We start from the raw sequence: 22,685 nt of genomic DNA on the forward strand, positions 1-22,685 counted from the left end.
GCCCTCGGACGCACGCAGGCCCTCCGCGTCGAACTCGCCGACGTCAAGACCGTCTCAACCTCTTCCTTGTTCCCGGGCCGCCGCTTGGTTCGGAGAAGAACAACCACCAGGCGCAGGTGATGGACCGAAGCGACGGCCCCGGACAGAACGCCTCCCGGCGGTTTGTCGTTGGGCCAATCGCGCGGGATGCCACCTGTACTGCGAATCTCGGGCGCGTTTGTGAGGGAGCCGGCATTTCAGGAGCGGTTCGGCCGGCACGGCCCAAGTGATCTTCTCCTCGCCAGGGCGCCGATCTCCGGGCGGCACTCGCCCCTCGCAGGGGGAGCCCGGGGCCGGCTCGCCGCAAGTCACCGACAATTTTTCGCAACGCACCGTTAGCGGCTCTTTTCTCCCATCTGCCATTCTAAAGCCGCCATGAAAACAAAGGATCGTGCCTTGTCGGGTTTGAATCGTTGGTACACGGGATTCACCCTGGTGGAGTTGTTGGTGGTCATTGCGGTCGTGGCGCTTTTGGCAGGGCTTCTCCTGCCCGCCCTCGCGGCGGCACACGAAAAAGCCCGCCGCGCCAACTGCATCTCCAACCTTCGGCAGATTCACCTGGCCATTGCCATGTACGCGGACGATCACCACGACTGGTTACCGCCCAAGTTCGAGGTCAAGAAAACGGCTTTGAAGCCGGACGACCTCGCGAAGGGCAAACAGCTTCAGACGCTCACGAATGGCATCCATCGGGTGTTGGCTCCCTACCTGGGCGGCGCGGACGCGCTGATTGCGGATGGACGATTCGGCGCTGCCCGCCTGTTCCTCTGTCCCTCGGACCGGGGCGATGTTACCAGCCGGGTTCCGGTTTTCGAGCGCCGCGGCACAAGTTATCAAGTGGAGGGGTCCGAACCGGGGCGCAAGCCGGAGGATCAACACAAAAACCGATTCACGCTGGCGATGACCACCGACGTGGCCCGGGATTTGTTCAAACCTTGGGACTCTGATGACCCGCTCAAGGTCATGGAAAAGGTGGCCAAGGGGGAATTGGGCCCCGTCAAGTGGCACAGTCGTTACTTCAACAAGGTAATGGGGGACGGGCGAGTCATCACGCTGAGCAGCAAAGAGCAGGACAAGGAGTCCAAGGGCGACGACTAGGGTTTCCCCGGCGCGCTGGTGTCCCTTCGCTTTCGGAAGCTGTATATGAGCTCCCTTCCACAACCCAAACACGCGGGACTGATCCGCATGCGTCAGTGGCATCGCTGGGGCGGCGTGGCCGCGGCCCTTTTCCTCCTCGTGTTCAGCATCACCGGCATGATTCTCAACTACAAGGAGCCGGTGCTGAACGCGTTGGGATTGGCGCCCCGCAAGGACAAAGAGGCGGCAACCGACACCCCGGCGATAGCGGTCCAACCACCTCGGGATGGCAACGATTCCTCTTTCGTACTGACGACCGCTACCCGGTGGAGCGACCTGCCGACTCTCCCCGAGGTTGTGCTCGAGAGGGCGCAGGAGATGTGGGGCCGGGTTCCATTGGAGCGCATGGAACTGCGCATGGAGCACGGCCGTTGGGTCTGGAAACTGAAGCGTCCCGGCGGTGAAGAGTTGATCGTGGACGCCTCAACGGGGGAAGCGATGGTGCGCGGCCGGTATGAACGACTCGGGCCCCCCGATGCCACCGGGCAGCGGGCCCGCTCCGTGGACTGGGGAAAAATCCTGCTGGACCTGCACACGGGCAAAATCGCGGGTGCCTGGGGCAAGGCCATCATGACGCTGGCCGGGGGCGGTCTGTTGTTCCTCACCATCTCCGGCTTGTATGTGTGGTGCAAGCCCCTGCTCATCCGTCGGGGCCACGCGCGGGCGAGAAGGGACGCCCAGCTGCACCGAACATCCCATCGAGCCAAGGAAACCGAGGTCAAGGTGCCCGCCCAGGTGCCCTGAAGAGCGATTCGCTTCCTTTCAACGTTCCGTTCTCGGGGAGCAGGCGCAGGAGGGGTGAGTCTGGATGCCGGACGCGCAGGCGAACCTTTGGTTTGCCGGCCCACGGAACCCGGTTTCCTTGCACCCGTTACAGCCTCGAGAAACAAACCAACCGTCAAAACAGAAAGAGCATGAAGTCAGCCATCGCCATAGTTACGTCGCTTGTGTCCGGTCCCCGGGTGAAGTCGCTGCTTGCCGCGGGTCTTCTATCCGCCGGGGTCATCACATCGACCGCGCAAATCTCGCTCCTGGTGAGTTTCACAGAAGAGACCAAGATCAAGGGGCGAATGACGCCGCTGGATGGTGCTCTTTATGCCGTCGCTGACAAAGGAGGGGCCGCCAACTACGGTTACATTGGCCGGTTCGATCCCGCCCACGGCACTTGGAGCGCATTGTATGAGTTCTCCCGGGAGACCAAAGTGAAAGGCGGTTTGATGCGCGTGGGCGATGCGCTCTGGTTTGTGTGTGAGAAGGGAGGGGCGGCCAACGTGGGCTTTTTGGGAAGTTATAATCCCGCCGCCAACTCCCTGACCGTGCTGACGGAGTTTCCCCAGGACCTCAAGCCCAAGACGGCTCCCGTGCGCCTCGACGATCGGGGTTGGTACTTTTTCACGGACAGGGGCGGGACCGCAGGCTTGGGCGCCCTGGTGCGATTCGAAACGAACGGCACCCTGACCGTGGCGGCCAGCTTCGATGTGAACACGGGCGTGAAATTCGAAACACCGCCGGTCGTCTGGCAGGGGCAGGTGTGGTACGCTGCGCGCGAAGGCGGCGATCTGACCCAGGTCTCTGGCAAGGGGGCGGGCGCGGTGGGCACCGTGGACCTCGATGCTGGCACCGTGGTTCGCCAACTGGCCCTGGTCGCGGCAGTGCATGGGGCCAAGATCCGTGCACTGGTGCCGTTTCAAGGCAGGCTCTATTACGCGGCGGAAGAAGGGGGCGACCCGGGGCTCAACAACGGCAAGGGTTACGGCGGCGTTGGGTGGTTCGACCCGAACAGCGGAGAGGCGCGGTTGATCCTTGTTTGCGACGGCCCCGGCACGGGCGCAAAGCCCAGGGATCTCGTCGTCGTGGGCGACGCGCTTTACTTTGTCTGCGCCGAGGGCGGCTCGGCCGGCGGGGGTACCCTGGGGCGGATCCGGAATGGTACGGTGGAAATCGTGGCCTCCCTGGACGCCGACAGCGGGGCCAGGGCGGAGGCGCTGACGCCGTGGGAAGGTCGCCTGTATCTCACCACCGAACTGGGCGGAGCGAACTGGTTTGGGGGGATCGCCGCCCATGCGTTGTCCGTTCCGGGTGACGTCCTGCCGGTTTCGTTGATCTGGCAACGTTCGGCCCAACTGCTGGAGCTGCGCTGGTCCGTGCAACAACCATGGATCCTCGAGAGCGCCCCGGATCCGGACGGTCCCTGGAGCCCCGTGAACGTCACGGAGCCGGAGTCCGGCCGGGTCCTTTTCCCGATGAGCGAGGCGGCCCGATACTTCCGCCTGCGCTACCGCGGGCCTTGAGCGGGGCCGCTCGCCTGCCGCGGCGCGCGGCCTGGATGCGGCGTTCACGAGATCTGCCCCGGGCGGATACGGGTCCGCTGCAAGAATGCCTGGCGCGGCCTGCCCGCAGAAAGGCCGCGGAACCCGCGCTCTCCGGGCTCGGCAGCGCGGGCCGCCCTTGACCCAACCAGGGCTGCGCCTACCATCCCGACTCGATGAGTCCCGACGAACTGCGGGCGCGCGTGGCCGAACTGCGCTGGCATCACACCATCGACCTCGGCCATGGCATTGTGACCCCCGGCCAGGACAACAGTCCCCGTAAGCTGGCGCGCTTGAAATTGCCGGCCTCCCTGGCGGGCAAGACCGTGCTGGATGTGGGCGCCTGGGACGGCTTTTTCTCTTTCGAAGCCGAGCGACGAGGTGCCGCCCGCGTGTTGGCCACGGATTCCTATTGCTGGAACGGGTCCCATGAATGGGGGAGCAAACGCGGTTTCGACCTCGCCCGCCAGGTGCTCGGCAGCAGGGTCGAAGACAAGATCATCGACGTGCTCGAATTGTCTCCGGAAACGGTGGGGATGTTCGACATCGTGCTGTTTCTGGGCGTGCTGTATCACATGAAGCATCCGCTCTTGGCCCTGGAGCGTGTGGCCAGCGTTACCCGTGAGTTGATGATCCTCGAAACCATGGTGGATCTGCTCCACTACCGGCGACCGGCCATCGCGTTTTATCCCGGCGACGAAATGGGCCGGGACCCGACCAACTGGTGCGGGCCGAATCCGCCGGCCGTGGTGGCCATGTGCCAAACGGTGGGCTTCCGACGCGTCGAGATCGTCTCGGGCGTGCGGCCCTGGTGGTGGCGATGGGCGCGGGCGGCCTGGCTGCGTTGGAGACGCGGTTTTGCATTCTTTCCCCTGGCCCGCACGGACCGCATCGTGGTGCACGCCTGGAAGTAGAAGAACTGGCGTGCGCCCCGAGGGGACCTGTGGGACCTTTCGGGCGTGTGCTTCGGGCCCGCAAGAGGTTCCGGCTCAACCTGGAGCGGGTCCATTTGCCCGATCTGCCGGAGGACCGCGGCGCCTCCCGGGGAAGACGGATGCCGGACCTCGCGCGGATTCAGCGGGCATGCGCGTCCATCCGGCTCCGAGTTTTCCTTGACACCCCTTTCTGGCGTGTTAGACAAGGCGGCGGTATGCTCCACGCCGGGATCCAGACCCGAGTTCGTGTGAGGCATCATTACGCCGCGGGTGTACTCCCTCGCCGGCGGCGGTGCGGTCGGAGTCCCGCGGGAGTCTCTGAACCATCAAACCCGACAACCCATCTGCTCTGCCTGTCGATTCTGTGCAGGCGGCAGGAACGCCAGAAGGACCCCAGCCATGAGAATCCTCCGCAACTTGGTTCTGTGTGCGACCCTGGGAATCGGAACCACCCTGTGGGCGGCGAACATCGCGTGGGTCAGCTTCCATCCAGCCGATAACTCTCCGTCGAGCGGTGCGTCCGGCCTGGGCTTTACGAACGCGCCCGATGCACCTTACACGCAGCTCCTGCGTGCCAACGGACACACCGTGACCCGGGTCGTGGTGTTCGACAACGCCACGCCGGAAACGGTGGGCTTCCTGAACCAGTACGATCTGGTGATCATCAGTCGGTCTGTGAACAGCGGGTTCTTTGAGACGGCGACAGAGAATGCCGCATGGCACGGACTGCGTGCGCCCGTTATGATCCTGGGCGGCTACGTGTTGCGGAACAACCGCCTCGGCTTCACCACCGGCACCACCATTCCCGACACGGCCACTTATGACCTGCGCCTGCGGGTCAACGATCCGTCCCATCCCATCTTCTCGGGCATTCAACTGGATGCGAACAACGTGACGGTGCAGCCGTATGCCACGATCATGGAGTGGAACGGGGTGGTGCAGCGCGGCATCTCGGTCAACACCGATCCCGTGGCCGGTGGGGGTCGGGTCCTGGCCGTGGTCGGGAGCGAAGGCGACCCGGCGTATAATGGCATGATCATCGGGGAGTGGGACAAGGGAGCGGTGATGGCCGGAGCGGGGAATGCCACGCTGGGAGGACCGCGCATGGTGTTCCTCACCGGCAGCCGGGAGGCGGCCGGCCAGTCTTCCGAGATCGCCGGCATGTACGATCTGATCGGCATCGGCCCCCAGTTGTTCCTGAACGCCGTCAGCTACATGGCGGCCAAGGCACCTCCGCCCCCACCGGATCTGGCGGTGGTGAGCAGCACGGTGGGCGATGTCACCGGCAGTGAGGGCAGTCTGCTGACCTTCAGTTTTGTAGTGACCAACCGGACCCTGGCCAATGCACTCCTGGGTCCCGGCAATTATCAGTGGTACATCAACGACCAGCCGGTCACCAACGCGACGGGCAGCCAGTATTCGTTCATTCCGAGTGTCGTCCAGAGCGGCCTGCGCATCTACTGCCGTGCCGCTGTCGGTGAGACAGCGTTGCTGAGCGCCACTGGCACCGTCACCGTGGTCACCGGCTCGGAGAGCACCGGCTACCTCAAATGGGAGTACTATCCGGGTCGCACCCTCACTGATTTGCGCTCCGGCAACCACGGCCGGCCGGCACAGATCCGCGCTCTGACTGCGTTCGACGGTCCCCAGAACTTTGCCGACAACTACGCCAGCCGGATCAGTGGACTGTTCGTGCCGCCGGTCACGGGGAACTATGTGTTTTTCATCGCTGCGGACGATGATGCCGACCTGTATCTGGGCACCAACGCCAGCCCGGCCAGCAAACGCCTGATCGCCCAGCAGGAAGGTTGGTCGGGCCGGAACAACTGGATCACCCACGGGGGTGGTGGCAGTGCCATCGCCTGGTCGCAGAAGCGCTCCGATATGTGGAGTCCTGACGGCGGCATGAACCAGCCGTACAACGCGGGCATCCCGTTGGTGGCCGGGCAGAAGTACTGGATCGAAGCCGTTCATCGGGAAGGCGGTGGCGGAGACAATCTGGGCGTTTACTTCATCCTCAAAGGTTCGAGTGACCCGGTGGACGGCGAACCTTCGAACCTGACGAACGGCGTCATTCGGATGCTGACGTGGACGCCGAGGACGCTGACGATCACGCGGCAGCCGCAGTCGGTGACGCAGTGGGAGGGCCTGGATGTGACGTTCAGCGTGGAGGTCTCGACCGATGCGGAGCTCACGCCCGCGTACCAGTGGCAGCGCAACGGAGTGGACCTGCCCGGCCGTACAGGTCCGACGCTCAACCTCGTGGCCTCCATGGCCGACAACGGCGCTCGGTATCGTTGCGTGGTCAGCATCCCCGGCACGGGATTGACCGTCACCAGTGACGAGGCCACCTTGACGGTGCAGCAGTCGGTCTTCATCCCGGGGATTGTTCGGCGCGAGATGTGGGGGCCCGGCAACAGCAGCGTGACGCGCGTGATGGTGGAGAACAACCAGGCCGGGCCGCCCGACCTGCGGGATTTCCTGACCACGATCGACCTGGACTCGCTGGGCGACAACTACGTGCAGCGCTTGAGCACGTGGTTCGTGCCGCCGACGACCGGTCGGTATGTGTTCTACCTGTCCTCCGACGACGACAGCGACTTGTTCCTCAGCACGGATGAGAACGAGGCCAACAAGCGGCTGATTGCGCAGCAGCCTTCGTGGAACGGCACGCGTGCCTGGCAATCCGGCAACAATGTCTCGCAACGCAACTCCGACACGTTCGTGGCACCGGATGGGAGCATGCCCGGCCAGGGCGGCATCCCGCTGACCGCGGGGCAGCGATACTACTTGGAAGTCGTGCAGCATGAGGGCACGGGCGGCGACAACGTAGCAGTGTACTACACGCTGTACGGCGAGCCGGCGCCTACGGATGGGACCCCGTCGAATCTGCGGGGCAACGTGATCGGGCTGAAACTGCCGGCGCCCACCTCGCTGAGCATCACGCAGCAGCCGCAGAACACCACGGTGCGCGCTTGGCATCCGGCGGTGTTCACCATCGGCGTGGCCACGGATGCGATTTATCCGCCCACCTATCAGTGGCGGCGCAACGGCCAGCCGATCGCCAACGCCACCAGCACCGTGTACTCCTTCGTCACCTCGACCAACGACAACGGGGCGACGTTCGACTGCGTGGTGACGCTGTCGCAGTACGGATCGGTGACCAGCCAGGTGGCCGCGGTGTCGGTGTTGACCGACACCGTCTTCGTGCCGGGCCAACTGAAGGTGGAGCACTTCCCGGGTGCCGGGTTTGACGCGGTGCTCTACGGCAACGTGGGCTTGGCGCCGGTGATCACGAACTGGACGATCTTCGAGTCGCCCACCAACATGGCCGACAACTACACGCGTCGGGTGAGCGGGTTCTTCATCCCGCCGCAGACCGGCGACTATGTGTTCTTCATCAGTTCGGATGACGAGAGCCGGCTGTTCATCAGCACCAACAGCGATCAGCCGGCGGCCAAGGTGTGGGTAGCGCATCAGCCCAGTTGGAACGACGCTCGAATGTGGGTGTCTGGCGATAATGCCACTCAGCGTCGTTCGGACCAGTTCACGCCGGACGGTGGGGCCAATTATCCGTATGCCCAAGGCATCCGCTTGGAAGCCGGTCGGCGTTATTACATCGAGGCGATCCAGCGAGAAGGCGGCGGTGGGGACAACCTGGCCGTCACCTTCAAGCTGATGAATGAGAATGATCCGCTGGATGGGGATGCGCCGCGCCTGACCGGGAATGTGATCGGGTACATGGCCGAGCCTGCGCCGGTGGAGCCGCCGGTGCTGACGGTGGGGCGGCAGGGCAACAACGTGGTGATCTCGTGGAGTCCGGCCGGTGGGCGGCTGGAGAGCAGTCGGGTGCTCGGGCCGGAAGCGGTTTGGACGACGGAAACGACGGCCAATCCGGCGGTGATTCCGATCACGGACACGAACAAGTACTTCCGGGTGGTGCGGTAGGCGCGGCGGGTAAGCCGGTCTCCCAAGCCAGCCGGTAACAGGTTACGCGGGGTCGGGTCGGCGAGAAGCGGACCCGGCCCCGGTCGTTTTCCGCGGGCATTGCTGACCGCCGAATGAGGCAGTGGCGGGGATTTCTCCAGCCTCCGGTGCGTGAGCCGCATTCGATGTCGCGTTTTGCAAGCACGCTCTGAAATCTCTGGTCGCGCTGCGCAGTGGCACGGTTCGGGGGGCTCGAAGGGGTCGGGTCCTGTTTGCGGCAAATACGTCGGAGGCGCGGCTGGTCGACTCGAGCGAGTCAAGTTTTGCCATCTCCAGGGAAGGCTACATGCGGGATTTCCGTGCCGTGCAGCGGTGATGGATCAAGGCCCTCGCAGGGATGGGACCGGGCCGGCCCGGAACCAGGCCTCCGTGTACACCGGCAAAAAATGTTGCAAGATGGCCAATCACCGCGAAGCAGTCTCGAGCAAGCCGTCGCAAACTGCTGGCGCAACGTGGTTCTGGCATCCGAGTGCAAGGGTGCCGCCGCTGGGGAGTTGCGAGTGTCCGGGAAGATCGCCGGCAGCCATCTGCGGGGTTTGAGAGAGGGGTTCAGCTGCGGCGATGGTGCATGGGGTTGCATGGGGCCCGGCGCTCGAGGGTAGCGGCCGGTAGGGGTTCAGCGGGTGCCAGAACCACTCTTTTTCTCTGCAGAGCTCGAAGGTCCCGGTTCCTCATGTCCGAAGCCCCGGGCGCTCCGCGCAAGCGCGCGGGCAGAACCCGGCCTTACAGCCTGCGGGACGCTTCGGGTGGTTTCGGATCACAAGATGGACAACCTCCTTTCTTGCCGACTGCGAGCCGAAAGGGGCTGCGATGTCGGAAAAGGGTCGGGGCGATTCAGGGGACGGCAAAGGGGGATACGTGGTGGGGACGGCGCGTCCGAAGACCGCATTCCACCAGCGCGAGCAAGCCGCGCCGGACAGCCCGCGGATCATGGAGGAGAAAAAGGCGACTACGGGGCAAAAGTCCGGCCGGACGGATGCAACCTCCTCAGAGGGATCCGTCGTTTTCCGCGTGCGCCGGGCCGTTTGCCTCTGAAGGCCCGGTTTTGCCACCCCTGCCATATGGGTGGCACGACCCTCTTCTCGTGGTTGGATCGTTTTGTCTCCGAGGCGTCCTGTTCGCGACCTCCGCAGGCTGGTCTCCGTCGGTGGTGTGAAAAGCGGGTCGAACCGAACGAGCGGACGGTCCACTCGGGGATCCGTGGCCTCCGAGAGCCCCTCCTGCCAGGCTTGACAACTCCTCCACGAGCCGCGTCTGAAGCTGGTGTGTGGCCAACCCTGTGCCCCCGATCACGTCCGGACCAGTGCCTCCGGCGGGTGAGATCCCTGACGGACGGGGAATCCATGTCAGGAACCCAGGTTGGCCTGACGGGCTTTACCAAGAGCCGCGGTCGAGGCCGTTCTATTGTCCTCGGGTTCCGGCCCAGGCACCCCTCAACGGGTGCAAGGACGGGACTTGCGAAGCGAGAACTGTGCCTCATGCTCCGCGAAGTGAGCGACAGGAGATTGTGTCGGCAAAGCCTCAGCCGCCGAGTCTCTTCAGCTCCGCGTAAGTGGGGTCTGAGGTTGGCCCCTCGCTGCGCGCGGTGGGTCGAGCCCCGGCAGCCTGCGACATGCCAAGCTCGGGACTTTCGCTTCTTTCCGGTTGCGACCAGAATGCACCCATGCCTTTGCCAGTGCGCGTCTGCGGGTCCGGCGGGATTGCTCTGGGAATCGTCGTGACATGGGTTTGTGGCGTGGATTGGAGCCTCGGCGCAGCAACCTCCGCGGGCCCGGAAGCCCCGACTGCCGGTCCTGCGCCCACAACTTGGACCACCGAGCAGGATCACAGGCACATGCTGGAGCAGCTCGGAATCCGACGGTTGCGTCCCGGACCGAGTGCCCGTGTCGGCCTGCCCAACTCCGCCAACTACGATCCCGCCAGGGCCAATCCGTTCCCGGAGCTCCCTGATCCCCTGCGGTTGAACGACGGGCGCAGGGTGACCTCGGCCGAAATGTGGTGGCAACTGCGCCGACCGGAAATCGTCGAGGCATTCGAGCGCGAAATTTACGGTCGGGTGCCGAAGGATGTGCCTCCGGTTCGGTGGCAGATCACCACCCAGGCCACGGATCGCCTCGTGGGGAACGTTCCGGTGCTGGCCCGGCGGCTGGTGGGGACCGTGGACAACAGCGCCTGTCCCGACATCGAAGTCAATATCCAGCTCACCGTGGTGACGCCGCTGCACGCCGCCGAGCCTGTTCCCGTACTCATCATGTTCGGGGCGTTCGGATGGGACGGGTTTCCACGGCGACCCGAGGAAACTGGGCCAGCCTCCAGCCGGCTCGCGCCCGCCGGGCCCCGGGCCACGGATCCGCCCTCCACTGAACAATTGATTGCCGCCGGGTGGGGCTACGCGGTTCTCAATCCCACCAGCATTCAACCTGATCACGGCGCAGGCTTGACCCGTGGCATCATCGGTTTGGTCAATCGCGGTCGCCCGCGCAAACCGGACGACTGGGGGGCCTTGCGCGCATGGGCCTGGGGCGCCGCTCGGGCGCTGGACTACCTGGAGACGGATCCGACCGTGGACTGGCGCAAGGTGGGCATCGAAGGGGTCTCGCGCTACGGCAAGGCCGCGCTGGTGGCGCTGGCGTTCGAGCCGCGGTTTGCCATGGGACTGATCGGTTCTTCCGGGGCCGGGGGCGCCAAGCTGCTGCGGCGCAATTTCGGGGAAACCATCGAAAACCTTGCCTCGTCGGCGGAGTATCACTGGTTCGCGGGCAACTTTTTGAAGTACGCGGCAGCCGAGGCGGACTTCGGATTCCGCAACGCAGGGGATCTGCCCGTGGATGCCCATCAACTCATTGCGCTGTGTGCCCCGCGTCTGGTGTTTCTCAGTTACGGCATTCCGGAAAAAGGCGACGCCTTGTGGCTGGATCAGCAGGGCAGTTTCATGGCCGCGGTGGCGGCCGGCCCGGTGTTTCGGCTTTTGGGGGTCCCGGACCTGGGTGTCACCGACGACTACCGCACCGCGCAAATGCCACCGGTGAATCACGGTTTGCTGGACGGGCACCTGGCCTGGCGCCAACACGATGGCGGGCATGAAACCCGCTCGAACATGAAGCACTTCATCGCCTGGGCCAATCGATGGCTTTCCCAACGGGGCGGACCTGCGGTTCGGTGATCCCGTCTTTCCTTTCGGGATGGCGTTCCCCATCGTGCTCCGTGCCGGCTAGGCGCGCGCCGCGATGCCAACGTGGTGCCCCCGGGCCACTGCGGCTGTCCGAACTGCGGACGGCAGAATCAGGCGGCCGAGGGCGATCCTGAAGACAGCTACGGACACAGGTCCGGGCCCGCGGGTCATCCACGGGCTGGACGTGCGGCGGGGCGGCCCGGTGCAGGGGCGCGCCGCAGATGTTCCGGCAGGCCCGCCTGCACGTCGGATGTTCGTCGACTTGTCGGTCGGCGGTCCGGCGGGTGCATCCGTGTTCCAGTCGGCAATGCCTCGGGCAGTACTCGGAGCGCTGCAGCCTTCCGAGCCCGCCGCGTGTCATCATTCATCGACGGATCGCCCCTGGGCCGAAGAGGAAGCGTTGGACCGGGTGAGATCCCGGAGCAGCGCATCCATCTTGCGTTGGACCGATTCATCCATCCGGATCAGGGGCGGCCAGGGCCGCTTGAACCCTTCCCCGGGCAGTTTGCGGGTGGCGTCGATCCCCAGCTTGGTGCCAATGCCCAGCTCGCTGGTGGCGTGATCGAGGACATCGGCCGGGCCCCGGGTAAAGATGCAATCCCGGTGCGGGTCGGTATTGGCGCAGAGGCGGAACAGCACCTCCCGGGTGTCGTGTACGTTCACGTCGTCGTCCACAACCACGATGTACTTGGTGAACATCATTTGGCCCATGCCCCAGAGCCCGTGCATGATTTTGTACGCCTGCATCGGGTAGGTTTTTTTGATGCTGACAAACACGAGGTTGTGGAACACGCCCTCGGCGGGTAGGGCAATGTCCACGATCTCCGGGAAATTCATTTTGAGCACGGGCAGGAACAGTTTCACGGAGGCGCTGCCCATGTAAAAGTCCTCCATGGGCGGGATGCCCACGATGGTGGCGGGATAGACAGCGTCCTTGCGGTGCGTGATGGCGGTAATGTGAAACACGGGGTACGGCTCGGGCAGCGAGTAGAATCCCGTGTGATCGCCAAATGGACCCTCCTCGCGAAGCGGCTCCCGTGGGTCCACGTAGCCTTCCAGGACCAGATCTGCGTTGGCCGGCACTTCGAGATCGCAGGTTAGGCACGGGACCAGTTCCACCGATTTTTTGCGCAAATACCCTGCCAGGAGGAACTCGTCCAGGCCGTCCGGCAGGGGCGCAGTGGCGGCGAAGGTGTAGACCGGGTCGCCGCCCAAAAAAACCGCCACGGGCATGCGCCGACCCTGTTCGTAGTAGCGCCGTCCGTGCCGGGCCGCGACTTTTTGCAACTGCCAGTGCATGCCGGTGGTGCGGTCGTCGTAAACCTGCATGCGATACATCCCGACATTGCGTTCCCCGGTGTCCGGATCCCGCGTAACCACGCAGGGCAGCGTGATGAACCGGCCGGCGTCCAAGGGCCAGCATTTGAGAATCGGCAGGTCCAGCAAAGTCGGGACGGGTGCGGTTCGGGCTGCTTCGGGATCCGCAAGAATGTCCGGGGCTTTGGGCCAGGGTTCGCTTCGCGGCGGCGGCGGTTCGAACTTGTGGACCACTTCCTGGCAGGGGCCGTCTTTGACTCGACGGGGCTTGGCGTGACGCAGGTCCAGCGCCTGCCCGAGCAGGCGAATCGCCTCGCGGAAGGACAAGGGGGGCTTGGCCTTCAGAAGGGCACCCAATTCGGCGGCCACCGCGTCCACACTTTCCGCGCCCAGGGCCAGGGCCATGCGTTTCCATGAGCCCAGCGTGTTGATGGCCACGGGAAAGGAAGAAACCTGCCCTTGGACGGTGGGCTGTTCGATGAGCAGCGCCCTGCCTCCTTCGGGGGCTTTCATTTGGCGATCGGCCAGCGCCGTGATTTCCAGCTCCGTCGCCACCGGCTGGCGAATTCGAATCAACTCTCCTTCGGCTTCCAGGCGGGCAAGAAACTCTCGGAATGAATCATACGCCATGGCGCCAACCTAGGGGGCAAGGGTCGACCACACAAGCGCCCGTGGCGGAGTCGGGTGCGAAGGTTGCGTCGGGTTTCCCGCCTGCGGCTATTGTGCTCGGTCCGAGATGGCCCAGGGAGTCGGCGCCGGGTTTGAATGTCGAATCGCGCCACCGATTCCCTCGTTTGCAAAAACTTTTGCCGCAGCACCTCCATGGTGTCGCGGGACCCGGTCGAGCAGCGCACAGCAGGAACGCGGAGACGATCCCGAGGTTGAGCGGCGCCCTTCCCGTTTTCCACCGGACCACCCGTTCGAGGGCCTTGCGGATCCCTGAAGATTCGCGGTGGATCGCCGTTTTACACCGGGCCGGAGCCTCGAAGGCCGGTGGCGGTCTCATGCCCGGGTGCGACACCCTGGGGCGCGAGCGGCGCATTCCCCGCGCAATCGGACGCGAGCCCGGTCGCCGGCACGCACTCCGCCGGCGGCGCCCCCTGTTTTCAGGCCGTGACCAGCGTGCCGACCTTCTCTCCCAGCACCACCCTGCGGAGGTTGTGAGGTTTGAACAGGTCGAACACGATGATCGGCATCTTGTTGTCCATGCAGAGGGTGAAGGCGGTCGAGTCCATCACCTTGAGCTGCCGTTGCAGGGCCTCGAGGTAGGTGATCTGATCGAACCGGCGGGCGTCGGGATACACGAGGGGATCGCGATCGTAGATGCCGTCCACCTTGGTGGCCTTGAGGATCACCTCGGCCCCGATTTCGTTGGCGCGCAGGGCCGCGGCGGTGTCGGTGGAAAAGTAGGGATTGCCGGTGCCGCCCCCGAAGATGACCACGCGCCCCTTCTCCAGGTGCCGCACCGCCCGGCGGCGAATAAACGGCTCGGCGATCTGGTGCATGGTGATGGCGCTTTGCACCCGGGTGGGCACGCCGAGTTGCTCCAGGGCATCTTGCAACGCCAGGGCATTGATGACCGTGGCCAACATGCCCATGTAATCGGCGGTGGCCCGTTCGATACCCTTCTGGCTGCCGGCGACGCCCCGAAAAATGTTACCGCCGCCCAATACGACCACGACCTGCACGCCCAGGTCCCGGACTTCCCGGATCTGTTCGGCCATTTCGTGGACCGCCGCCGGGTCAATGCCCTGGCCCTCGGCCCCGCCCAGGGCCTCGCCACTCAACTTCAGCAGAATGCGTCGATAGCGTGGTTTTTGGCGACGTTTCATGCGCTTGCCTGCCCCCGGTTGCATCGAGCCAACCCCATGGGTGCCCGCCGTTTTAGCAGGGTCCCCGTCGTGCGTCAAACGGAAGCCCCGAACGGTCTGCGCGGCGCGGGGCCCTCGCGAGGCTCATTTTCGCGTGGGCCGGGCTGGGAAGCGCCGAGGATGGCCAGGGGGCAGTGCAGGAAAACAGCGCATCTCTGTGCCGGCGAAGCAGCTGCGAACGACGCCGCCCCCGGCCGCTTGCCGTGTCACAACCTGAGAAACCTGTGACACTCAACGAGAACGGGAACTCCGCTCGTTCGTTTTGTCTTGCCCCGCGGCGGGAGTCTCGAGCCTCCATGGATCCGCAGCTTCTTCACTGGCCGACCCCACCGCAGTGATGGGCAGCGTGCCGGTCGGGAGCAGGCACGGGGGGACCAAAACGCTCGTGCCCGGCGTTGGACCGTCAAGGAAAGGTGGATTTCTCCGGAGCTTGGCCGCTCGGCTGCAGAATCAGCCGCGTGCGCGAGCCGGTTCGGCGGTGAATCATCTCCAGCTCGATGACCTCCCAGCGTCCTTCGATCTTGCGAAATACCCGGGGCAGGAACTCCTTCACCACCCTCCCCTGGCGGTCCTGAGCTTCTGCATACACCAGGCCGCCCGTGTCGCGATCGAACCAGGCGCGGACGCGCTGGTAACCCGTGGCCGGCCCGGTGGGGTCCTCGCTTTCCAAGACGTCACAAAACTGGCCGCGGCGCATTTCGGAGCGGATCAGCCGCTGCTGCGGCCAGTACAAGAAATGCATGCCCAGGTCTGCCAGCCAAAAGTCCGTGCCCGCAAATGGTTCCATCAAGGCTTCGACCGGAACAGCTTGGCCGGCAGCCGGCAGGGATTCTCCCGGGCCGGCCTCGGCCAAAAAGTATCGGGGAGGACTGTCGGGGAAACGCTCGATCCAGAGACGCAGCCGGCGTCCCTCTCGGGAGGGACCGGCTTCGTAGAGGGAGCTCCATCCCTGTGCAGTGGGGTAAAGCGCAATGAGCACGGGCAATTCGATCGGGAGACCGGCGCCCCGGGGCGGGCGCGTCACAAACGTGCCCTGGTTGGTTCGGGCTTCGGTGGGCACCATCGCCAACACGCGCTGGACCAGGGCCCGACCGGCGGTCTCCGCGGACGAATCGGGGCCGGCCGGGGCCGGGCGGGTTCCGAGGATCAAGGCCGCTGCGGCCAGCCAGGGGAGGGCTCGGGACCGGCGTGTTGTCGGGTTCATGGGTTGCGAAACACTCGCGGGAGCACCTCCGAGACGTGTCGCACAAAGTGAGCTCGAAGTTGTCGCCGAACCTCGGCAGGCATTTCGTCCCAGTCGTTGCGGTTGGCTTCGGGCAGGATGACGTGCCGCAATCCGTGTCGGACGGCCGCCAGGAGTTTTTCCTTGATACCCCCGACGCGCAGCACTCGTCCGCGCAAAGTGATCTCTCCGGTCAGCCCCAGGTCGGATCGCACGGGGCGTTGTTGCCAGAGCGAAGCGAGAGCAACCAGCACGGCCAATCCGGCACTTGGTCCGTCCTTGGGGGTGGCCCCTGCGGGCACGTGAACGTGAAGGTCTTCCCGGTCGTGGGCCACCGGGGCCAGGCCGAGCGGCTCGGCCTGACTGCGCAAGTAACTCAGCGCGGTCCGCACGCTCTCCTTCATGACCTCGCCCAGCGATCCGGTCAGCAGCAGCTCCCCTTTCCCGGGCATGCGGGTGGCCTCGATGAACAACACCTCTCCTCCGTAAGGGGTCCAGGCCAGGGCCAGGGCAATGCCGCAGTCCCGGATCCCTTCGGCCGGTTCGTCCGGGAACCGGGGTGCCCCGAGGTAGGCCGGCAGATCGTCCGGCTCGATTCGCACCCGGGATCCGGCCGCGCCGGCGCGGCCCTGACCCAGCCGCCGCGTGGCCTTGCGGGCCAGGGCTGCCAGGTCGCGCTCCAGTTGGCGCACACCGGCTTCGCGAGTGTATTCACGGATCAGACGCCGCAGGGTGGGCGTGGGCACAATGACTTCGCGCGGGCGAAGGGCATGCTCGCGCAGTTGGCGCGGCCACAAATGACGCCGCGCAATGTGGAGCTTTTCGGACTCGGTGTAGCTGGGCAACTCGATGACCTCGAGTCGGTCGCGCAGAGCGGGTGGCACGGGCTCCAGCCAGTTTGCCGTCGTCAAAAACAGCACCCGCGACAGGTCGAACGGCAGGTCCAAATAGTGATCCACAAAGGCATGGTTCTGCGCGGGGTCCAATACCTCCAGCAGGGCCGAAGCGGGATCGCCGCGCACGTCGGTGCCCAGTTTGTCCAGCTCATCCAAGACAATCACGGGGTTTCGGCTTTCCACCCGGCGCAGGGCCTGGAGGATGCGGCCCGGCAGGGCACCCACGTAGGTGCGACGATGACCGCGGATCTCGGCCTCGTCGCGTACGCCGCCCAGCGAGAGACGCGCGAACTTGCGGCCCAGGGCCCGCGCCACACTTTGGCCCAGGGAGGTTTTCCCGGTGCCGGGAGGCCCCACCAGACACAGGATGGGCCCTTTTAATTCGCGGCGGCGCTGGATGACGGCGATAAATTCGAGCAACCGTTCCTTCACCTTCTCCAGCCCGTAATGATCTTCGTCCAGAACCCGGGCGGCCCGATCCAGATCGAGATTGTCTTCCGTGACGCGTTGCCAGGGCAGCGCCAGGATCCAGTCCAGGTAACTCCGCGCCACGGCGTACTCGGGGGACGCCGGCGTCATTTGCTCCAGTCGGGTCAGCTCCTGTTGGGCAACCTGTCGCGCCTCGTCGGGCAGAGCGACCTGGTCCAGCCGGGCGCGCAGGGCGCGGAGGTCGGGCGATCCTCCTTCCTCCTCGCCCAGTTCGCGTCGGATGACCCGCAGCTGCTCCCGCAGGAAGTAATCGCGTTGGGACTTGGAGATCGAGGAAGCGACCTCGGCCTGAATCTTGGAACTCAGAGAGAGGACCTCCCGTTCGCGGTGCAGAAGCGGCAGCAGCAGGTCCAGCCGTTCACGCACCGAGGAGGCCTCGAGAAGCTTTTGCCGCTCCTCGAGCCCCAGGTTCAAATGCGCCGCCACTAGGTCGGTAAAATGCCCCGGATCCTCCGTGTTCAATGCCAGAGCCTTGACCTGCTCCGTCAGGGCCGGGGACATCTCGCTGATGTGTTGGAACTCCGCCTGGGCATTGCGGAAACGCGCCAGGGTTTCCACCGAGTCGTCCTTTTGATCGCGGCGCAACTCGTAACGCACCACGAGGTACGGCTTTTCGCGAACGGCCTCCCGGAGACCGATCCGCCACAGGCCTTCGACCAGCACGCGGGCCGTGCCGTCCGGGAACTTCAACATTTTCAACAGCCGCGCCGCGCAGCCCACCGGATGAAGATCCTCCAGCCGCGGATTCTCCACGTCCGGCTTTCGCTGGAGGGCCACGCCCAACAACCGGTCTCCGGCCACCACGTCATCAATAAGGCGAATGCTCGCCTCTGACTCCACCATCAGCGGGGTGACCATCCCGGGGAAAATCACGATGTCCGACAGCCCCAGGATGGGCAGGGTTTCCGGCAAAACGCGGGAGGAAATGCGAGGAGGGGCTCCTGTACTGCTGGCAACGTCCAGGATGCTGACGAATTCAGTGTCCGGCGATTCCGGCGAATGGGGCATCGGTGGGGATCAGAAGGCTCCGGCGGTGGGCCGGCTCAATCCGCAGACGGCCGGGGGCCGACCCTCAGGCGTTTTTTGCCCGGGCCGGGCGGGCGGGCCAGCGGTACATCGATGCGCAGGAACCCGTTCACGTAAATCGCCTTGGCACGATCCAGATCGTAACATTCCGGCAGCTCCAACACCCGCTCGAACGGCCCATACGTGATCTCCATGATGAGAAAATTACATCGGGCCGCCCGACAGCTGTCCGGCCGGTGCCCGCGGATGCAAAGGCGGTTGCCCTCCACGGTGATCTCCAAATTCTCGCTGGACATCCCGGCCAGCTCAACCTTGATGACGAGCCCGTCTTCGGTGGTGTACAGGTCCGTGTTGGGTTGCCAGTGCGCTTGTTCTGCCGGATCGCGGCTTGTCAGTGCGGATCGCCCCAGTAAATGCACGGATGAACTCATTTTGCCCATGTCTCCCTTGTCTTCCGTCGCGCGCCGTTGAGGTGTTGCGAATGGAAACGTCAGCCAAACCGGATGGTTACGCGGGGCCGCTCTCCTTTGCGGGCGTGGTAATGAATCGTGCCCGCCCGGCCGGCGGAGGCACCCCCACGGCAACCGCAGCCGATCGCCCGCGCCCCGGACCCGCGACGCCGTCGCCACAGGCGCCAACCCATCCAAACCGCGGTGGCGGCCACGATGCCAAGTGAGGCTGCCTGCTGCCAGTCCACGATGCCAACATAACGCTTGCCTGCCAACCCGCAACCGAGAACTCCAACCAGAATTTCGAGCCTGAGTTCATTCCCAACGATTCTTGGGCGCTCCGCGAAACGCGTTCGGGACCGCGTCTGCGCCGGATGCATGGTGCGCCGGTTTTGAACCTTGGATCTCACCCCCCGGATCTCGCTGCCCCCGGGTGGAGCTGCTCGAGCGGGTTCGCGCCAGAGGGTTGTGTCATTTCCGGACACTGCATCCGGGACTTCGGGGGTCGGTTTGGGCACGGGCGCCGTTCGTTCATGGGCCCGGCCAAGACTCGGCATTCTGTCATTTTTCCGGGACAAGCCGCGGACAATTGGAGCGGGTGTGGCGAAATCGGGCCACGAGCGAGGGGGCGCCGGTGGTGCGGCAGGGGAGGTACTGGTACGGGGAGGCGGTGGTGAACAGCCGGACCGACGGGGTGTGGGTGGTGGTGACGAACCTGGGGGTGGTGCGGGGTAATCCGGACCGGGTGCAGTGGGAGGTGCGGTCGGACTTTGTGGCACAGACTCCCGAAACCCTGATCTATGACGGGGATGGCAACCTTGTGCGGGACGGGCGGTGGATGTACAGTTGGGACGCGGAGAACCGGTTGGTGCGGGTGATGAGCTACGGGGCCACAGACCGGGCCAGTTGGCGTCGGGTGGACTGGGCGTACGATGCGCTGGGCCGGCGGATCCGGCAGACGAGCTACGTGCTGAGCAACGGGGTTTGGGTGGTGACGGAGGACCTGAAATTCGTGAGCGATCCGGTGTGGTTCGGCCGGCACATTGCAGAACTGAATGCCACGAACCATGCCGTGGTGCGCAGCTACGTGTGGGGCCTGGACCTGAGCGAGACGCTGGACGGTGCCGGTGGCGTGGGCGGATTGCTGTGGGTGCGGCTGGCCGGTGGTCCGGCCTCGGGTGCGCATTTTGTCTCCTACGACGGCAACGGGAACGTATGGCAGTTGGTTTCCGCCGGCACCGGCACGGAGACAGCGCGCTATGAATATGGTCCCTTCGGCGAGCCCTTGCGCGCCACCGGCCCCGCGGCTCCCCTCAACCCTTTCCGCTTTAGCACGAAAAGGACGGATCCGGGCACGGGGCTGGTCTTATACGAATATCGGGTCTACTCACCCAGCATGGGCCGCTGGACATGCATGGACCCCATCAATGAACGTGGGTCCGAGCTAATCAACAGCACTCGTGCCGTTGTGGGTCTCGACGAGGAGAACCACCTCTATGCGTGCGTTCACAACAATCCAGTGATTACGTTTGATCCGTTCGGACTGTATTTGCCACCTCAAGCATGGCCGCAACCACCACCCTTGCCCCCGAGTCCTCCAGACGATTGGTACGATCCTCTCCAAGCAGCCGCCTGTTTCTGCAAGAACTACCGCGACATGAGGAAGGCGAACACCATCGGAGCCGACAAGTACTTCCATTGTCTGGCCCACTGCTGCTCGGCCAAAAAGGGCGCGAAACAGACTGCTGCCATAATCGGGCTGGCTCGGGAACTCTGTGACATCTGCCGAAACAAAAGCGACAACCTCCTGAAAGAGTTTCTGGATTCGATGTCGGACATGGAAGCCAACCAACACGGTTTGAATTGCCCCAAGGACAAGTCCTGCAAGGACTGGTGTGCAAAGTATCGGCCAAAGGGCCTGGACCCGAAGTATTGAGGCACATGCAACGAGTGATTGCTTTGTTATTTGCTGCCGTTGCGACCATTGGAGCCTGCATTTCTGCCTGTTTCAAAGGTTCCTGTTTCAATGCGCTGGAAGCTGCGCTGACAAACCGTTTGGGGTCCACGCATTGTGTGCTGGGCTCCACGTTGGCCAACTGGACGAACGTTCTTGGAAGCCCTTCGGTTGTAATGCAGGAGGACGGTGTAAACACCTTTTTCTATTGGCCAAATCAGGGCGTCGCTGTGTTTTGCCATCCCCTGTACCGGGGGCAGTACACGCGGAGGGAACAACCCAATTGGGTTGTGACGTCCATCTTGATCCCTCTGGAAACAAACGTTCATCCGAGAATTCCGCCGGTGAAATTGGACACGCGGATAGTGTTCACGAAACTGCTATTCGATCGCGAAGAGGTCACTCGGAAGGGATGGACGAAGCTCCCGAAGGTTGAAGCCTTCGAGGAAGCTGGAGCCTTGGAGTCATTGAAGATCGAGAAGCCGGACAGTTTGTTCGGAGACTACGATTGAACGGGGGCTGTGGGGCACAAGCGGTGTAAGTAATGTGGCTGGCCTTAACCAGCGCGGGAAAAGGTCGGCCACCGGCAACGCTGTGGTGGATGGCAAGAGCGGAAGTAAAATGGAGGAGCAAGCGGGGCTAATTGCTGCATGGCCGGGAGCGGCGGGCTTCTCCCCGAAGCGTGCGGAGAGAATTGGTGCAGGGGCAGCCACTGTGGTTTCAAGGGGTTGGCAGGCATGGTGGGTTTTGCGAGCCGGTCCACGCCGGTGGGTGCCGCCGTATGTGGCGGTGTCGGGGGAGGCAGGGACGAATGCGACGGTGACGCTGTGGTGGGGCACCAATGAATGGGCGCCGGTGGTGCAGCAGGGGAGGTACTGGTACGGGGAGGCGCAGGTGAAAAATCGGACCGGCGGGGTGTGGGTGGTGGTGACGAACCTGGGGGTGGTGCGGGGTAATCCGGACCGGGTGCAGTCGGAGGTGCGGTCGGACTTTGTGGCACAGACTCCCGAAACCCTGATCTATGACGCGGACGGCAACCTTGTTCGGGACGGGCGGTGGATGTACAGTTGGGACGCGGAGAACCGACTGGTGCGAGTGATGAGCTATGGGGCCACAGACCGGGCCGGTTGGCGTCGGGTGGACTGGGCGTACGATGCACTGGGCCGACGCATCCGACAGACGAGCCACGTGCTGAGCAACGGGGTTTGGGTGGTGACGGAGGACCTGAAATTCGTGAGCGATCCGGCGTGGTTCGGCCGGCACATTGCAGAGCTGAACGCAACGAACCTCGCGCTCGTCCGGAGCTACGTCTGGGGCCTGGACCTGAGCGAGACTCTGGACGGCGCGGGTGGAGTCGGCGGCCTGCTCTGGGTTCGAATCGCCAGCGGCCCGGGCGTGGGGACGCATTTTGTGACCTACGATGGCAACGGCAACGTCTGGCAGTTGGTTTCTGCTACCACCGGCACCGAGACTGCCCGCTACGAATACGGCCCGTTCGGCGAACTCCTCCGCACCACCGGCCCTGCCGCCGTGTCGAATCCCTTCCGCTTCAGCACCAAACGCACAGACACCGCAACGGGACTGGTGCTCTACGAATACCGCGTTTACTCGGCCACCAGAGGGAGGTGGATCAGCCGCGATCCGATCGAGGAAAGGGGTGACGTGAATCCTTATGGGTTCGCCAGCAACGCTCCCGCTGACGAAGTTGACAGGCTTGGGCTGGTGCCGCGGCGCTTGCTTACTAAGGTGCACTAAAGTATGTGAAAGATTCCGGCGACTGCGGGATGGCCGCGTGCCCGACGGCGGTATTGTGTGTTGCGGTGGGGTTAAACACATTTGCACATGGGCCGCAGATGTGGAGCCAAATCCTCGGGTGAAGGAT

General features: G+C 64.4%; 14 protein-coding genes. 9 read left to right on the plus strand and 5 right to left on the minus strand.

Annotated features, from left to right (window positions below; translation table 11 throughout):
- Positions 1–414 precede the first annotated feature (414 nt).
- The 6 genes from ACPDIT_RS07415 to ACPDIT_RS07440 all read left to right on the plus strand — a co-directional run bounded on the left by ACPDIT_RS07415 (position 415) and on the right by ACPDIT_RS07440 (position 11,570).
- The gene (locus tag ACPDIT_RS07415; protein WP_423442532.1) at positions 415–1,137 is read left to right on the plus strand and encodes a DUF1559 domain-containing protein; all 723 of its coding nucleotides are present in this window, start codon (positions 415–417) and stop codon (positions 1,135–1,137) included.
- Positions 1,138–1,182: 45 nt separating this feature from the next.
- The gene (locus ACPDIT_RS07420; RefSeq protein ID WP_423442533.1) at positions 1,183–1,920 is read left to right on the plus strand and encodes a PepSY domain-containing protein; all 738 of its coding nucleotides are present in this window, start codon (positions 1,183–1,185) and stop codon (positions 1,918–1,920) included.
- A 170-nt stretch (positions 1,921–2,090) separates the two neighbouring features.
- Positions 2,091–3,467 carry a hypothetical protein gene (locus tag ACPDIT_RS07425; protein ID WP_423442534.1) on the plus strand — a complete coding sequence of 459 codons (1,377 nt, stop codon included), beginning with the start codon at positions 2,091–2,093 and terminating at the stop codon, positions 3,465–3,467.
- Between the two features lie 194 nt (positions 3,468–3,661).
- Positions 3,662–4,399, plus strand: coding sequence for a class I SAM-dependent methyltransferase (locus ACPDIT_RS07430; RefSeq protein ID WP_423442535.1), 738 nt, complete (start codon positions 3,662–3,664; stop codon positions 4,397–4,399).
- 420 nt (positions 4,400–4,819) lie between these two features.
- Positions 4,820–8,368, plus strand: coding sequence for a PA14 domain-containing protein (locus tag ACPDIT_RS07435; RefSeq protein ID WP_423442536.1), 3,549 nt, complete (start codon positions 4,820–4,822; stop codon positions 8,366–8,368).
- A gap of 1,702 nt (positions 8,369–10,070) precedes the next feature.
- The gene (locus ACPDIT_RS07440; protein ID WP_423442537.1) at positions 10,071–11,570 is read left to right on the plus strand and encodes an acetylxylan esterase; all 1,500 of its coding nucleotides are present in this window, start codon (positions 10,071–10,073) and stop codon (positions 11,568–11,570) included.
- Between the two features lie 369 nt (positions 11,571–11,939).
- On the opposite strand, the gene ACPDIT_RS07445 is transcribed toward ACPDIT_RS07440, so the two are convergent.
- The 5 genes from ACPDIT_RS07445 to ACPDIT_RS07465 all read right to left on the minus strand — a co-directional run bounded on the left by ACPDIT_RS07445 (position 11,940) and on the right by ACPDIT_RS07465 (position 18,831).
- Positions 11,940–13,526, minus strand: a complete 1,587-nt coding sequence (locus ACPDIT_RS07445) for a UbiD family decarboxylase (protein ID WP_423442538.1) — start codon at positions 13,524–13,526, stop codon at positions 11,940–11,942.
- A 476-nt stretch (positions 13,527–14,002) separates the two neighbouring features.
- A complete protein-coding gene (pyrH, locus tag ACPDIT_RS07450; RefSeq protein ID WP_423442539.1) occupies positions 14,003–14,728 on the minus strand; it encodes a UMP kinase in 726 nt (241 codons plus the stop codon).
- A 442-nt stretch (positions 14,729–15,170) separates the two neighbouring features.
- Positions 15,171–15,971 (minus strand): outer membrane lipoprotein-sorting protein, encoded by an 801-nt coding sequence (locus ACPDIT_RS07455; RefSeq protein WP_423442540.1) that lies wholly within the window; start codon positions 15,969–15,971, stop codon positions 15,171–15,173.
- The gene (gene lon, locus ACPDIT_RS07460; RefSeq protein WP_423442541.1) at positions 15,968–18,382 is read right to left on the minus strand and encodes an endopeptidase La; all 2,415 of its coding nucleotides are present in this window, start codon (positions 18,380–18,382) and stop codon (positions 15,968–15,970) included. The genes ACPDIT_RS07455 and lon overlap by 4 nt, the downstream gene beginning before the upstream one ends.
- A gap of 35 nt (positions 18,383–18,417) precedes the next feature.
- Positions 18,418–18,831 carry an Hsp20/alpha crystallin family protein gene (locus tag ACPDIT_RS07465; RefSeq protein ID WP_423442542.1) on the minus strand — a complete coding sequence of 138 codons (414 nt, stop codon included), beginning with the start codon at positions 18,829–18,831 and terminating at the stop codon, positions 18,418–18,420.
- 616 nt (positions 18,832–19,447) lie between these two features.
- Between ACPDIT_RS07465 and ACPDIT_RS07470 the strand changes: the two genes are divergently transcribed.
- The 3 genes from ACPDIT_RS07470 (at position 19,448) to ACPDIT_RS07480 (ending at position 22,558) form a co-directional block, all read left to right on the plus strand.
- Positions 19,448–20,785, plus strand: coding sequence for an RHS repeat-associated core domain-containing protein (locus ACPDIT_RS07470; RefSeq protein ID WP_423442543.1), 1,338 nt, complete (start codon positions 19,448–19,450; stop codon positions 20,783–20,785).
- Between the two features lie 5 nt (positions 20,786–20,790).
- Positions 20,791–21,315: a hypothetical protein gene (locus tag ACPDIT_RS07475; protein ID WP_423442544.1), complete on the plus strand. Its 525-nt coding sequence runs from the start codon at positions 20,791–20,793 to the stop codon at positions 21,313–21,315.
- Positions 21,316–21,517: 202 nt separating this feature from the next.
- On the plus strand, positions 21,518–22,558 hold the full coding sequence (locus ACPDIT_RS07480) for an RHS repeat-associated core domain-containing protein (RefSeq protein ID WP_423442545.1): 1,041 nt from the start codon (positions 21,518–21,520) through the stop codon (positions 22,556–22,558).
- Positions 22,559–22,685 lie beyond the last annotated feature (127 nt).

The sequence above is a fragment of the Limisphaera sp. VF-2 genome, from assembly GCF_049537125.1.
Taxonomy (GTDB): domain Bacteria; phylum Verrucomicrobiota; class Verrucomicrobiia; order Limisphaerales; family Limisphaeraceae; genus Limisphaera.

Bases quoted from the DNA above. Each gene is read 5' to 3' on its own strand.
- ACPDIT_RS07415 (WP_423442532.1), top strand. From the start codon at position 415: ATGAAAACAAAGGATCGTGCCTTGTCGGGTTTGAATCGTTGGTACACG.
- ACPDIT_RS07420 (WP_423442533.1), top strand. From the start codon at position 1,183: ATGAGCTCCCTTCCACAACCCAAACACGCGGGACTGATCCGCATGCGT.
- ACPDIT_RS07425 (WP_423442534.1), top strand. From the start codon at position 2,091: ATGAAGTCAGCCATCGCCATAGTTACGTCGCTTGTGTCCGGTCCCCGG.
- ACPDIT_RS07430 (WP_423442535.1), top strand. From the start codon at position 3,662: ATGAGTCCCGACGAACTGCGGGCGCGCGTGGCCGAACTGCGCTGGCAT.
- ACPDIT_RS07435 (WP_423442536.1), top strand. From the start codon at position 4,820: ATGAGAATCCTCCGCAACTTGGTTCTGTGTGCGACCCTGGGAATCGGA.
- ACPDIT_RS07440 (WP_423442537.1), top strand. From the start codon at position 10,071: ATGCCTTTGCCAGTGCGCGTCTGCGGGTCCGGCGGGATTGCTCTGGGA.
- ACPDIT_RS07445 (WP_423442538.1), bottom strand. From the start codon at position 13,526: ATGGCGTATGATTCATTCCGAGAGTTTCTTGCCCGCCTGGAAGCCGAA.
- pyrH (WP_423442539.1), bottom strand. From the start codon at position 14,728: ATGAAACGTCGCCAAAAACCACGCTATCGACGCATTCTGCTGAAGTTG.
- ACPDIT_RS07455 (WP_423442540.1), bottom strand. From the start codon at position 15,971: ATGAACCCGACAACACGCCGGTCCCGAGCCCTCCCCTGGCTGGCCGCA.
- lon (WP_423442541.1), bottom strand. From the start codon at position 18,382: ATGCCCCATTCGCCGGAATCGCCGGACACTGAATTCGTCAGCATCCTG.
- ACPDIT_RS07465 (WP_423442542.1), bottom strand. From the start codon at position 18,831: ATGAGTTCATCCGTGCATTTACTGGGGCGATCCGCACTGACAAGCCGC.
- ACPDIT_RS07475 (WP_423442544.1), top strand. From the start codon at position 20,791: ATGCAACGAGTGATTGCTTTGTTATTTGCTGCCGTTGCGACCATTGGA.